11 protein-coding genes are annotated in these 14,238 nt (G+C 59.4%); 1 reads left to right on the top strand and 10 read right to left on the bottom strand.

All coding sequences use genetic code 11. The features are described 5' to 3' along the window. Positions 1-1,122, bottom strand: a complete 1,122-nt coding sequence (locus KIT89_RS07305; RefSeq protein WP_297599739.1) for a TDP-N-acetylfucosamine:lipid II N-acetylfucosaminyltransferase — start codon at positions 1,120-1,122, stop codon at positions 1-3. A 39-nt stretch (positions 1,123-1,161) separates the two neighbouring features. After that, positions 1,162-2,304, bottom strand: a complete 1,143-nt coding sequence (locus KIT89_RS07310) for a DegT/DnrJ/EryC1/StrS aminotransferase family protein (protein WP_297599742.1) — start codon at positions 2,302-2,304, stop codon at positions 1,162-1,164. Between the two features lie 79 nt (positions 2,305-2,383). Between KIT89_RS07310 and KIT89_RS07315 the strand changes: the two genes are divergently transcribed. Continuing rightward, positions 2,384-2,905 (top strand): DapH/DapD/GlmU-related protein, encoded by a 522-nt coding sequence (locus tag KIT89_RS07315; protein WP_297599744.1) that lies wholly within the window; start codon positions 2,384-2,386, stop codon positions 2,903-2,905. A gap of 109 nt (positions 2,906-3,014) precedes the next feature. On the opposite strand, the gene KIT89_RS07320 is transcribed toward KIT89_RS07315, so the two are convergent. The 8 genes from KIT89_RS07320 to KIT89_RS07355 all read right to left on the bottom strand — a co-directional run bounded on the left by KIT89_RS07320 (position 3,015) and on the right by KIT89_RS07355 (position 14,093). Beyond that, the gene (locus KIT89_RS07320) at positions 3,015-5,531 is read right to left on the bottom strand and encodes a hypothetical protein (protein WP_297599746.1); all 2,517 of its coding nucleotides are present in this window, start codon (positions 5,529-5,531) and stop codon (positions 3,015-3,017) included. A 408-nt stretch (positions 5,532-5,939) separates the two neighbouring features. Further along, positions 5,940-7,706 (bottom strand): ABC transporter ATP-binding protein, encoded by a 1,767-nt coding sequence (locus tag KIT89_RS07325; protein ID WP_297599748.1) that lies wholly within the window; start codon positions 7,704-7,706, stop codon positions 5,940-5,942. 117 nt (positions 7,707-7,823) lie between these two features. Beyond that, positions 7,824-9,020 (bottom strand): glycosyltransferase, encoded by a 1,197-nt coding sequence (locus KIT89_RS07330; RefSeq protein WP_297599751.1) that lies wholly within the window; start codon positions 9,018-9,020, stop codon positions 7,824-7,826. Positions 9,021-9,054: 34 nt separating this feature from the next. Further along, positions 9,055-9,825, bottom strand: a complete 771-nt coding sequence (locus KIT89_RS07335) for an AglZ/HisF2 family acetamidino modification protein (protein WP_297599754.1) — start codon at positions 9,823-9,825, stop codon at positions 9,055-9,057. Further along, positions 9,822-10,430 (bottom strand): imidazole glycerol phosphate synthase subunit HisH, encoded by a 609-nt coding sequence (hisH, locus tag KIT89_RS07340; RefSeq protein WP_297599757.1) that lies wholly within the window; start codon positions 10,428-10,430, stop codon positions 9,822-9,824. The genes KIT89_RS07335 and hisH overlap by 4 nt, the downstream gene beginning before the upstream one ends. Next, entirely contained in the window at positions 10,427-11,632 is a 1,206-nt protein-coding gene (locus KIT89_RS07345; protein WP_297599760.1) for an N-acetyl sugar amidotransferase, read from the bottom strand. The genes hisH and KIT89_RS07345 overlap by 4 nt, the downstream gene beginning before the upstream one ends. A 152-nt stretch (positions 11,633-11,784) precedes the next feature. After that, positions 11,785-12,879, bottom strand: a complete 1,095-nt coding sequence (locus tag KIT89_RS07350) for a glycosyltransferase (RefSeq protein ID WP_297599763.1) — start codon at positions 12,877-12,879, stop codon at positions 11,785-11,787. A 59-nt stretch (positions 12,880-12,938) separates the two neighbouring features. Continuing rightward, complete coding sequence (locus tag KIT89_RS07355; RefSeq protein ID WP_367275860.1) at positions 12,939-14,093, bottom strand: N-acetyl sugar amidotransferase; 1,155 nt, start codon at positions 14,091-14,093, stop codon at positions 12,939-12,941. Positions 14,094-14,238: the final 145 nt, after the last annotated feature.

Consider the following 14,238-nt stretch of genomic DNA (forward strand, 5'->3'; position numbering starts at 1 on the left):
CTATCGCGAGTCGATGAGTGTGCGAATGTTGGACTGCACAACGTGGCGGCCCCAGATGTTACTTGCGATGAGCCGATCATGAGATACCTCGGCTGAGCTTCGCCGAGTCTCGGGTAGCCCCGAGCGACGCAACTCATCAAGCGTAGAGAACGGAAGGTCTTTCGACCGGAAATACTCGCCAATCGGATTCCTCCTGTCCAGGTAGACGTGCGCGCCCTGCCAGATAGCGCGTGCGACGTTGCCCAACGCTTGCTGGCGTCGATGCCCCATCACGACAACACTGCACTGCGACACGAGCGCACTGTAGTCGGCGAGCGTCATGAACTCGCGGATCGGAACGAACCGCTCCCCTAACAGTTCACGACCGCCTGCCTCAACGTCGTCGCCATAGCGGGCGTCCCCGTAGCTCAGTGGAACCAGGATCTTGCGACCTTCGCCCTTGACTGCGGCGAGCAACTCAAGGGTCTCCAGATGGTTGTTCTCTGGGCTAGCGGAATTGCCCAGCAGAATCGAGTCGCCGGCAATGTCCGCGGGCGGTAGCCCGTATGTGGATTCCACACTGGCGTAGTTGAGTTGATGGTAACGACCGCGGAACTGTGGGAACCGCCTCTTGAACACCTCGAAGTCGGTGGGAACAGGTGCGGAGAAGACGTCAGCAGCCTCGGCTGCCCCGCGGTATAGACGGCGCAGCCACGGCGTCGCGTAAGCGCGCTCCGCCAGCTGTCGCCAGTCCTTGCTCTTTCGCATCAACCGCGCCGTCCTGGGGCCGAGAAGGCCTGCGGTCGTGTTGAAAGCGTTTCCGTAGTATTCACCGCCCCATCCACTCCACACCCTGAGCGACGAGGAGGGCGCGGAAATCATTGCTTCGGCGGCAAAGGTGCTCATCGAATGAGATATGAAGATACTGCTGTTCGCGATCGTGCGTTCAACGCGAAGGAGATCGTCGGGTTGGCTCCCGATAGCCTGAACGCGAACTCCCGAGGGAAGCCGGTGCCGTTCAAGGTCGAGCCCTGAGCCGTATACGAAGTAGTCGTTTCCCTCTGGCAGGACATCCTCAAACGAGTCAACGACGAACCGCAGGAAAGTTGAGTCGGGAATGAGGTGCGTAATCGTCGTACTCATCAGTTCACGCTCAGGACTCCCGGCGCCAGGCTAACGCGATCACTTCGTTGCCACAGTGCGTCGAATGACTTCCACGACCTTGTCGATGTCATGGAGATCGACCGCAGTGCCGGTCGGAAGTACGATCACCTGTTCGGCAACAGTTTCCGTGTTGGGCAGTGACGAAGAGATGTTTGGCGTCAAGCTCCGATAGGGCTCCATTCGATGGGCCGCCGGCCAGAAATACCTCCGTGCAAGAACGTTGTTTCGACGAAGCTCGTCGAGTACCTCGTTGCGCCCAGGGCCGGCAACACGGTCGACGAGCACGACAACGTACTGATAGTTGCTCTCCTCTTCCTCATCGATCGGCAGCAGGGTGACGCCCGGAATGCTCGCGATTCCGGCCGCGTACCGCTCGTAATTCGCACGGTTGACGTCGATCACTTCGTCCAGTCGCTCGAGATTCGTGATGCCCATCGCGGCGCAGATCTCGTTCATCTTGCCGTTCGTGCCAACCGACACCACGTTGTCCTCACCAGAAAACCCGAAGTTGCGCATCAGCCGAAGACGAGCAGCTAACTCATCGTCGTTCGTAACGACGGCACCACCCTCGAGAGTGTTGAAGAACTTCGTCGCATGAAAGCTAAACACCTCTGCGTTACCGTAGTTGCCAACCATACGACCCTCGGCCGATACACCAAAGGCATGAGCGGCGTCGAACAGTAGAGTGAGCGAGTGCTCAGCGGCGATTGCTTCGAGTTCTCGCACGGGTGCTGCACGCCCCCAAAGATGTACCGCGAGTATTCCTGTGGTTCGTGGTGTGATCTTTGAGCGAACCGACTCGGGATCCAGGCACTGCGTGTCTACGTCAATGTCTGCAAAGACCGGCGTCAAGCCGAGCCACTGCAGAGCATGAACCGTGGCGACAAAAGTCCAAGAAGGCACGATGACTTCGCCCTTCAGTTCGAGCGCCCGGACAGCGATCTCTAGCGCGATCGTGCCGTTCGTCACTGCAATGCAGTGTCGCGCGCCGATTCTGTGGGCAATGCGTTCCTCGAACTCTCGAACGAGGGGTCCATCGTTCGAGAGCCAGCGTCGCTCAAAAGCCTCCGCAACGAGCGCGTTGAATCGCTCCAGTGAACCGATGTTCGGGCGCCCAACATGAAGTGGCTCCGGGAATGCAGGGGCGTCGGGTTCAGGCATAGACGTCATTCTCGCATCTCGCATCTGGAGATGCGCACGCACTCGATCGGTGTATCGCTAGCCGATGTACGCTTCTGAGATGCCCAGCTTCCCCCTCGGTGTCAAGGTATACGAAACGGCGAAGGTGATTGGAGTCGAGAACATCATCTTCGGTTCTCCCGTCATCATCGATGACTTCACACTGATAGTGGCACGAGAGCCGATCGTTATCGGAAACTACGTGCACATCGCCTGTTTCTCCGCGATAACGGGCGGTGCAGCCGTGAACCTGGGCGACTTCTCCGCGGTGTCGCAAGGCGCGAAGCTCTTGACGGGAACCGACGACTTCGTGAGCGGAGGTTTTGGCAATTCAACTGTGCCCACGGAGTACCGGAACGCCAAGCGCGGTGCGATCGAGGTTGGGCGATTCTGCATCGTCGGGGCCAACGCGGTCGTTCTTCCTGGGGTCACCATCGGAGAAGGCGCTGTCGTGGGGGCGAACTCGGTTGTCACGCGAGACCTTGAACCTTGGGGGGTCTACATCGGCAACCGACGTCACCGTGAACGCAACCGCCATCGCGTAATGGAGCGGTTCGCAGAATTCGAGCGGAACCTGCCCTGAGGACGCTAGGCAGTCCTTTCGACTGCAGAATCGATTCTCTGGTTCGCGCTCGTTGCGTGTACGGTTTCGAATCCCATCTCGATGGCCCGATCCGTGTGCAAGCCGATCGTCAATCAAACTCCACGAACGGCTGCCCCGAGATGGGAACAAACACCGTTCCCCTTTGGAACTGTTGGCGAGTCACCTCCCCATCGACCACCCGATCGCCGATCGGCCACCCCAGGGAACCACCAGAGCCACCAAGGGCGCCCCATGTGTCTCGGAAAGGGCCGTCGAGCACGGCAAAGGTGCCGGTCTCGACTGACGACATCACCAATCCTTTCTCGAACACTTGATAGGAACCCGATACTGCCCCTGCGGTCCACAGCACCTCGGGCGCGATGGGAATGCCGAGGATGGCCGCGTTGGAATCCGTTGCCGAGTATGCGTAGATCTGCCCCGTGACGACAACGGGCGCAACGCCTGGAAGTGTGAAAAGGGATCCTTTATGGAAGGACTGGCGAAGCCCATCGCGGACACCCACTTGCTCGCCGATAGGCCAACCGAGCGCACCTGAGATGCCGCCATTCGCAGTCCATGCCGAGCGAATGGCGCCGTTCAAGACTGCGTAAGTTCCTGTGCTCGTGGACGACAGTACGATCCCACGCTCGAACAACTGTGAGCTGCCGGAGATGTCGTCAGAGGATGCTGTGACCGCCGACGAGGTCGGCAAGCCCAGTAGGGACCTGTTCGCTCCCGCCGCCCAGTAGTGTCCGATCTCGCCGTTGACGGCGAATCCGGATCCACCGCCTGACACCACGAGGAGTCCTCCTTGGAACTGTTGACGGATTTCTCCCGAGACCGACTGCTGATCACCCGTCGGCCACCCGAGTGGCCCACCCGAACCTCCCCGAGCGCCCCACGCACTTCTCATGGCTCCATCCAAAACCGAATAGGTCCCCGTCGTCGACGACGACAGAACCATTCCCCGCTGGAAGTACTGCAATGTTCCCGACACCCCGCCGGCAGACCATGCCGACGGGGGACCGGTGGGCGACCCCAACCGCGTCGCGTTCGAACCAGAACCCCAATACGTCCCGATTTCTCCAGACAACGCTGCAGCCGTTCCACCGGTCGGAGCGATGATGAATCCCCGCTCGAACTGCTGACGAATCCCCCCGGACACTGTCTCCTGGTCGCCAGTCGGCCATCCGAGAGACCCCCCAGAACCCCCTGAGTTGCCCCACGCGTTCCGGATCGGGCCATCGAGGACGGCAAAGGTACCCGTTGTCGATGACGAAAGAACCATCCCTCGCTGGAAGTACTGCAGAGAGCCCGACACCCCGCCAGCTGACCACGACACGGGGCCCCCAGTCGGAGAACCAAGCGAAGCTGAGTGAGTGCCCGCTGACCAGTACTCCCCGATGGGCCCCGAAACAACGATGGCGGCTTGACCGTGTGGAACAACGATGGTGCCGTTCTCGAACCGTTGACTCACCCCTATCGCAATCGACTCTTGGTCTCCCCTAGGCCAACCGAGCACACCACCTGATCCTCCGCGATCGCCCCACGCATTCCGAATCGGGCCATGAAGCACCGCAAATGCGTCAGTCGAACTCGACGACAGCATGATTCCGCGCGAGAACTCTTGAAGGTAGCCATCGATCCCGCGAGCGGAGAACGCGACGCGAGCTCGAATAGGCAAGCCAAGAGCGCTCGTGGACCCTCCCAACTCGACGTACTTATCGCGAGCAGCATTGAGCACTGCTATAGCTCCTACGCCGGGGGTGCAGTAGATGTTGCCGTTGGCGTAGAAGCCGACCAACGCTCCGCCCCCACCGTTGGCGATGCCCGGAGCGACGGAAGCGCCAAGGGGTCCTCCAGTGCCGCCCTCCGCCTCCCATTGCCGGAAAATTTCCGATTGCGCACTCACTGTGCAAGGTACATCGATGGTCGAGCCGAACCACTGGTTATAGAAGCGCCAGAAGTTTCGATTCCCATAGCTCGAGCAACTGTCGCCGGTGCCCGCCAGGTTCGCGAGGGCAGCCGTGTTTGGTTGATAGGGTGTGTAGTTATACAAAGCTGCGGTGGCAAAATTCCGAATATTCACTGTTGTACCGCCGCATGAGCTGTTCGGGTGCCATCCGATGAAGTGATTGCCAGGTTGGCGCGCGAAGGCGCCGGCCTTGTAGACCTTGAGTTGACGAGTGCCAGTCACGATCTGAGTACCCAGGCCCGCGAAGGCAGTGTTGCAAGGCGCAGTGTCTGGGCAAGCCATCCCCATTGCCCACCGGAGTGCGTAGTCTGTCGGTGCGTTCTTGAGCACGAGACCTTGCTCCTTCTGGAGCGTGACGAGAATGACTTTGGCAGAAATACCGCAAGCAACCTGAGCCCGATAGATCAGTTCTGACACTCGGAACGTGCCTGCCGGGATCGCCTCGCATACAAGGTTTCCAGTAGATGACGACACATCCCGGGGCCGGCCGGGGTAGGGGACTGTCGCCACGTTCAAACAGTTGCCGTTGAGGCAAGTACCGATCTTCGCGTCCAAGAACGCCTGGATCTCCGGCGCGGACATCGCCCCCGAATCGTAGAACAATGCGTCACTGATAATGAGGCCAGGTTGAAAGCTCGACGACGTGGTCACGACCTGACGCTTCGATGGACCGTGAACCTCAACGGCTTGCGCAGGTCGCGGCGAAAACACCAATGCCACATCGACACCGACGAGAAGCGATACCACCAGTGCAGAAACGGCGAATCTGTACCGTTGTCTCCGGCTGCCCTGACGTGTGCCCGAGCTGCGCGTCTCACTAGTCGCCATGTTTCGCACTCCCCCACATTGTCACTGCAAGGGTAACCCGCGAGGCAGTCCCGCCTACGCTTCCCACACCTGAGTCGAGGTAGCCGCTAGCCCGTTCAACGTCGGGCGGAAGTCCCTGGCGTCAGGGGACTCGTGTCGAATCGCCCGTACATACGCCCACCTTTCGGTGAGTGGATCAGCCCTTGACAACAGTGAGGTCGATGCGCGCGTCAAGTCAGGGCATGCGTCGGTTCAGGTGAGTCCAGCCAACTGAGCCTGCTGCGCGAAGTCAGGAAACCGCTTCACGAGGTCCACAAAGGAACCGCTCCCCAGCAGTCGCCCATCTCTCATGAAGAAAATGCAATCCGCATGTCTGATCGTTGCAAGACGATGTGCAACCACGACCTTGGTAACGTCGTCCCCGACCGAGTTGATAGCCGCGGTGACAAGAGCTTCCGTCTGCGTATCGAGCGCGCTTGTCGCTTCGTCTAGCACGAGCACCATAGGATCGGAATACAAGGCCCTGGCAATACCCAACCGTTGCCTCTGTCCCCCCGATAGCGCCAACCCTCGTTCGCCAACCTTCGCGCTGATTCCTCCTGGGCGCGAGGAGACTAGATCCCAGAGTTGCGCGCGCTCAAGTGCGTATTGAACACGTGAAGCATCAAAGTCTTCCCCCCAAGTGAGAGCTACGTTCTGCGCAATCGTTGCATCAAACAGCGCAACCTCTTGAGGGACGTATCCGACTCTGGATCTCCACGATGTACGAATCTCCGAAAGTCGCGTCTGATCAACCATTACCTCGCCGGAAGTCGGTTCCAACAGGCTGAGGAGTAGGTCGACCATAGTCGATTTTCCTGACCCGGATGCCCCTACGAACGCGACAGACGAGCCGAACGGAATCTCCAGCGAGACATCCTCAACCGCAGGGGACGCGTCGGGGCCGTACAGAAAACTGACCTTCTCGAAAACAATGCTCTTGGAGTCAGGCGGCACCTCGCGCCAGCCACGGCTGGTCTCCGCCGTGCCTCGCTCAACGTCGGCTAGCTCGAGCAGAACCTGGCGCGGGTACTCTGCTGCTGCGATCATCTGCGAAAGCACAGACTGGAAACGAATCACAGACGGAGCAACACGAAAGCCAGCCAGCGCGAAAAGCCCAATGGCCACTACCGCTTGCTCTATGCCACCGAGGGCGAAGCCCACCCCGCCGATGAGAACGAAGCCACCGACCAGCCCCGCTTCGAGCGCAAACCGCGGCAACTGACCGAGGAAGTAGATGTTGGCTCTCGCCCTCACGCTCGAGGTTCGAGCGTCGCGAACAGCGTCGGCGACTTCGCCTTCCTTGTTCCGTAGCGTGACCTCCTTCATGGAAGCGATGATCTCGAGAATTAGGCGTGAGCTCTTCATCGTGTAGTTGACGTTCACCTCTCCCGCCTTTCGGGCATGCCTAGCGATCCAGAAGAACAGAACCGCCCCGAGGAGGAGCAAGTACAACAAGGTCGCGATGGCCAGCACCGGTTGGATCACAGCTAGGGTCGCAATCACCGCGATGAGCGTGACTGCCTCGCCCAATAGCGTCGCTCCTGGCAAGAGGAAGGAGTTAATAGAGGCATCAATGCCGCTATCGGAGAACCGCATGATGTCGACTGAGTTCTTGCGAAGACGATCACGCCAGGGCGCTGCAAGATAGGAGCGGAGAAGCCGATCGCCAATCGCAACCTCGTATCGGGGTATACGCCTAGTAGCCCACCAGGTCACCAGAACTGCACAAACACTCTTCGCAATCAGAATCGCGCAAATGGCAAGGATCACCCAGACAACACCCACAGTGTCCAGCTCGCCAAGGACCGGGAGAACAACTGGGGATCCGATAGATACTGGACCAAGAACCGCCGCAAGAAGCCCAAGAGCCGCAGCATCGAACAGTGACAGTGACGCAAGAATCCAGGAGTAGGTCCAAACAAAGCGCCTTCCGCCAGACGGCAGGATCGACATCACCTGTCGGAAGAGTGACAGCACCTGTTTCACTCGTTGGCCCCAGTCTTCTTCACCCAGAAAGTCTATGTCGCGGAGTCCGGTCCGCGGTTCTTACTTGGGAGCATTGGAAAACTGCCCCTCCGCGAGGGATGACCCGACTCAACTGCCGTTGCTGACCATGGTGTCGAGCACCGACCCCCAGATCTTTCCTTGTTGCTCTCCTGACAGTTCACGAACACGATTCGCCGAAGCCGACTTCCAGCCCGCGACCTGCTCAGGAGTGAGCGCATCTAGCGCTTTGGCTAGTGACGACGGCTCAAAGTCGGCAAGCACGAGGCCGACGCCGTATTCGTTGACGATTCGGGACATCTCGGGTGACGGCCCTACTATGACCCCCAGCCTCGCTTGAATGAAGTCGAAGAACTTATTGGGTAGGCACCACGCGAGGTTGAAGGTAGTCGGCGGAAAAATGCTCAGTCCCAGGTCATACTGATTTAGCTTCGGCACGAGTTCCGCGTACGGCACGGGTTCAAGAAAACGAATCCTCGAGTCGCCTGCCGCTAGGTCCTTGAGTTCACGCATCAGGGGCGACTCGCTTCCGACCAAGTAGAGATCGAGCGTGACATCTGCCGCGGATTCTCGTACGCCTTGAATCATGATGTCGAGCCGGCGCTGCACGGCAAGACCCCCACTGTGAACCAACCGAATCGTACGGCCAACTCTCCCGACTTCGAGTTCGTGGTATGGCGTGGCGTTCACCACTAAGACCGGTTGCACTCCGAACTCGCGGCGGTACTCCTCCACAATCCCCTGGCTGACGGTGGTGACTGCGGCGGCGGTAGTCAGGTATGTCCGGCATAGCCACGTGTAATACGGCTGATGCAATAGGTTCCACCTAAGGGATGGAAGGCTCTGCCTCGGCGCGTACTCGTGCATGTCTGCCAACACTCCGTAGCGTGGCCGCAGTCGCGACGCAAGATAGAGAGTTTGGGCGTCGTGAGCTACCACGACATCCCAGGTTCCGTCCTTCAACTGATCGAACGACGCTCGATCACGGGGTTCCAATGCGGAGTAAGCGCGATGCAACCGAGACAAAAGAAGGAACGAAAACAAGCCCGGTACACGAGCCAGCCCCTTGCGCGGTGGCGGCCAAGAGAGTTCGATGTGATCGTGCACACCTTCAGGGCGCAGCCCGTAGCCCGCCGTCGTGACGTGGGACCTGCCGCTGAACTCTCGGATCTGCTTGATGATCCGAGGCTCCTGCTCCGTGCGCGTGTAAGAGAGAATGAGGATCTTGAGGGGAATACCCTCACCGCGACCACTCTCACTTGATGTTGTGCTCATCGGCTCGCCCATCGTGATCGTTGCATTGCTCGGCCGTTCTGATCCGTCACGCTGTTATGTCGCCCAGCGTGCGAACTCGCTCAGGCGTGGGGTAGGAGATTAGCACCGCTCGGTGCTTGCCGTTGAGCACGAACATGCTGCCGGCGGCCACGGCTGATGCTCCGGCCTCAAGTGCGGGGGCGAAGTCGTCGAAGCCGCCCGCCCCGCCGAGAGCGATGATCGGAACCGTCACAGCGGCGGCGACCGACTCGATGAGCTTGAGGTCGTAACCACCGAACGTGCACTCCCGGTCAATCGATGAGACCAAGATCTCGCCTGCTCCGAGTTGCTGGGCCCGAGAGGCGAACTCGGCAGGCGAGAAACCCGTTTTTCGGGTGCCGCGACGAGCGAAGGCTTCCCAGCCCCCGGTGAGCTTGCGACGCGCATCCACGCTGACGACAGTGCTCGACGCACCCAGGGCGTCTGAGATCTCGGTGATCGTCTCTGGCCGCTGCAGGGCCGCCGTATTGAGCACGACTTTCTCGATGCCGATGCTGGTGATGCGCTGAGCTTCGGCCGCAGATGACACCCCGCCGCCGTAGCCGACAGGCATGAACGCTTCGCTCGCGATCTCTTCGATGAGGGTGTAGTTGACTCCCGTGCCCTTGATCGATGCGTCGATGTCGCAAATGACGAGTTCATCGACTTGTTTCTCATTGAAGATTCTCACCGCGTTGATCGGATCACCGATGTACTTGTCGCCCTGGAACTTCACCGGCTTCACCAGGTAGCCATCGCTGACGAGCAGCACGGGAATCACCCGCGGAAACACTGTCATAGCGAGGCGAAGTTGCTCAGCACGCGCATACCGAACGCGTGGCTCTTCTCGGGGTGGTACTGGGCGCCCATGACATTCTCCGACCTGATCATCGAGGCGAACGGTACCCCGTACCGAGTAATGGCGAGAACGTCGTTCTCATCGTCGGGCACCACGCGATAGCTGTGCACGAAGTAGAAGCGGCTGTCGGCCGGCAGTTCGGCGACAAGCGGGTCAGGCCTGACGGCCTCGACGAGATTCCAGCCCATGTGCGGCACTCTGACACCGTCACCTTCAGGAATACGCAGGGTCTTGCCTCGGATGAGACCGAGACCCGATGCAGAGCCCTCTTCTGACGAATCGAGCAGTAGCTGCATTCCCAAGCAGATGCCGAGCACCGGCTTGCCTGTTGCCGCGAACGCCGTGATGGCTGGGGTGAGATCTGCGTGATCGAGCAGAGCCATACCCGTGTCGAACGCCCCGATACCGGGAAGAATCAAGCGGTCGCTCGACGCGATCTCGTCGGCAGTCTTCGCAAGTCGAGAGCTCGCGCCGACGCGCTTGAGCATGTTCATGACTGAGCCGAGGTTGCCGAGGCCGTAGTCGACGATGGAGACCGTCGTCATCGCAGGATGCGCAGCTTTCGCAGAATGGCCCCGAGTGCCGCCGTCATCGCGAAAAGTCGACCCGCTGACTCTTCGGCGTTGGGGTAGGCCGAATATGGCACCGGCGGCCGAGCATAGATCGCCTCCAACTCATCCACCCCCACCCCCAACTTCTTCGCAATGAACTCATGATCCTGCCGACGCAACTCCTCCGGATAGTTCGCCGTCTCCATCAACGCCAACGCTTCATCACGCGTCATCTGATCCGACAGAATCAACGACGAATAGTGCGCCAACCGCTTGTCGAACCCGAACTTGTGCGGCAAGTAGTAGCCCTGAAAATACCGAGTGAACACCGACTCGTAGTGCTTGCCCCCGTAGTCACGCCACCCCAGCTCCTCAGCGATCGCGCGCTTGGCATCCTTATAGACATACGGCATGTAGTTCAGCAACGCAGCCGTGCGAATACGGCGCACCTCCGGATACCACAGGTTGCGCTTCACCAACCCCATCAACGGATACGTCTTCAGCTTCACCGACCCGAACTGCTTCTGAATCGCGGCCACATGCTTCGCATCCCCCGCGTTATACCCCCACGCCGTCGGCAGAATCGACTCACTGGCAAAGTTCGCCCCCGACAAGATGTACTTGATTCCATACTTCTTCGCCTGCGAGTACGCCACCCACCCGAACGCATGATCGGTCGGCGTATCAGCATTCGCCACCGACGCCTTGAAGAACGACAACTGCAGATCTTTCATCTCACGCCAGTCGACAACATGCGTATAAAGATCAAGACCGAGCTTGGTGACGAGATTGTGAATGTTGTCGACCGCGAGCTCGCTGTTCCACCCACTGTCGAAGTGCACCGCCAACGGCCGCAACCCCAACTTCACCGCCTGCAACGCCAAATAGGAACTATCCACGCCACCAGAAATACCGATCACGCAGTCATACGGCTTGCCCTCACCGGCCTGCTTAATGCGAGCAACCAACTCATCAAGCTCACCCAACCGCTCGCCCGCCTGAGCCGCACGAACCTCCGCAGCAAGATTCGCCTCAAAACCAATCACATGCGACGAGACACCATACTCATCGAACCAAATATCCGGATCAGTCGTGTCCATAATCGTCCGAACACACCGCTGAAACGGGCGCACCTCGCTCCGCATGTTAATCGCCTCTTCCGCATAAACCTCAGACAACCCAAGCGCGGCCAGCACGATGCGAATGCTCAGCAAAGTGAGATCTCCAGACGACTCGCCTAGAGATTCCAGGCCGACGCGAGTCTACCCACCTTTGGGCAGTGCCCATCTGCGCGAGTAGACGAGGAGATGCCCGGTGAGACGCCGGAAAGACCTGAAAAGGTGTCTTGCTACAACCCGTCCTCGCGCTCGAGCAACCTCGCCATCAGGTCCTCCCAGATTGCAGATTGAGACTCACTCGATAGGGCGGTCGCGTGAGAGTGCGATGTGGCCTTCCACTGGGCGACGCCATGTGGCGTTAGCGAGTCGAGCGCCGTTGCGAGCGAGGAAGGGTCGAAATCGGGAAGGACGAGACCGATCTTGTACTGGTCGACGAACCTCGCCATCTCGGGAGACGGGCCCACGATGACCCCCAACCTGGCTTGCACAAAATCGAAAAACTTGTTGGGTAGGCACCATGCCAAATTGAACGTCGTCGGCGGAAAGATGCTCAAGCCCACGTCGTAGGTGTTGAGTGTCTTGACCAGCTTGGGGTACGGCACTGGCTCTCTGAACCGAATGCGCGGGTCGTCAGCCGCCAAAGACCTGAGCTTGTCCATCTCTGGCGACTCGTCCCCCACCAGATAGAGATCGAGAGTGACGTTGGCCGAGGAGTCTCGAACACCTTGAATCATGATGTCGAGTCGACGTTGCACAGCCACCCGACCGCTGTGCACAAGGCGAATCGGAGTCTTCACCACCCGAGGCTGTAGCTCGGCATACGGAGTAGCGTTCACGACGAGTGTGGAGTCAAACCCGAATTGGCTTCGGTACTCGTCAGCGATTCCTTGACTCACCGTGACGACCGCAGCGGCCTGAGTGGCCTTCTTGCGGCACATCCACCGGAAGTAGGGCGCGATCAAGAGACGCCACAGGGCAGAGTGTTCTTCCTGTCGCGGCGCGTACTCGTGAAGATCGACGACCACGCCGCGCTTCGGGGCGAGGGCAAGAGCGGCATCGAGCGCCTTGACGTCGTGTGCAATCACGACATCCCACTCCCGCGGTTTCAGTTGCTTCACTGTCGCTTTGTCGAGCGCGTTGATCGACGCGAGCGGTGCGTACCAGCGCATCACCAGGAAAGCGATGTTCAGCAACCGGCCGATCAAGCCCCATCGAAACAGCGGGCCTTCGGCAATCTCTTCGTGTGGTACATCAGCAAACGGCGAAGGACCGAAACCTGCGGTGACGACGTCGTGCTGCTCTTTCAAGAAGCTGACTTGCTTCAATGCGCGAGGCTCGAGCGCGAATGGCGTGTACGTCAGAACGAGTACTCGAGCCCGAGAAGTCATGTCAGTAGTCCCACCCTGCGCGCGAATCGGCCGAGGGGCGCCCCGACCTGCCTGATCTTCGACCATATCGCTTCGGCGTTGGGGTAGGCCGAATATGGCACCGGCGGCCGAGCATAGATCGCCTCCAACTCATCCACCCCCACCCCCAACTTCTTCGCAATGAACTCATGATCCTGCCGACGCAACTCCTCCGGATAGTTCGCCGTCTCCATCAACGCCAACGCTTCATCACGCGTCATCTGATCCGACAGAATCAACGACGAATAGTGCGCCAACCGCTTGTCGAACCCGAACTTGTGCGGCAAGTAGTAGCCCTGAAAATACCGAGTGAACACCGACTCGTAGTGCTTGCCCCCGTAGTCACGCCACCCCAGCTCCTCAGCGATCGCGCGCTTGGCATCCTTATAGACATACGGCATGTAGTTCAGCAACGCAGCCGTGCGAATACGGCGCACCTCCGGATACCACAGGTTGCGCTTCACCAACCCCATCAACGGATACGTCTTCAGCTTCACCGACCCGAACTGCTTCTGAATCGCGGCCACATGCTTCGCATCCCCCGCGTTATACCCCCACGCCGTCGGCAGAATCGACTCACTGGCAAAGTTCGCCCCCGACAAGATGTACTTGATTCCATACTTCTTCGCCTGCGAGTACGCCACCCACCCGAACGCATGATCGGTCGGCGTATCAGCATTCGCCACCGACGCCTTGAAGAACGACAACTGCAGATCTTTCATCTCACGCCAGTCGACAACATGCGTATAAAGATCAAGACCGAGCTTGGTGACGAGATTGTGAATGTTGTCGACCGCGAGCTCGCTGTTCCACCCACTGTCGAAGTGCACCGCCAACGGCCGCAACCCCAACTTCACCGCCTGCAACGCCAAATAGGAACTATCCACGCCACCAGAAATACCGATCACGCAGTCATACGGCTTGCCCTCACCGGCCTGCTTAATGCGAGCAACCAACTCATCAAGCTCACCCAACCGCTCGCCCGCCTGAGCCGCACGAACCTCCGCAGCAAGATTCGCCTCAAAACCAATCACATGCGACGAGACACCATACTCATCGAACCAAATATCCGGATCAGTCGTGTCCATAATCGTCCGAACACACCGCTGAAACGGGCGCACCTCTGCCGACACCCGACATCGCCTTCCTGAGACTCTGCGCGCATCACTGCGCTGGCCGCCGGTGGTCGAATCCGGGGTAGTCGGTGTCGCTGGAGGACACCACGCGAGGGCTAGTTCGCCCGCGACGTCGACCCGATAGGTCTTGTGTTTCGCATGT

The sequence above is a fragment of the Microcella sp. genome (genome assembly GCF_025808395.1).
Lineage (GTDB): Bacteria > Actinomycetota > Actinomycetes > Actinomycetales > Microbacteriaceae > Microcella.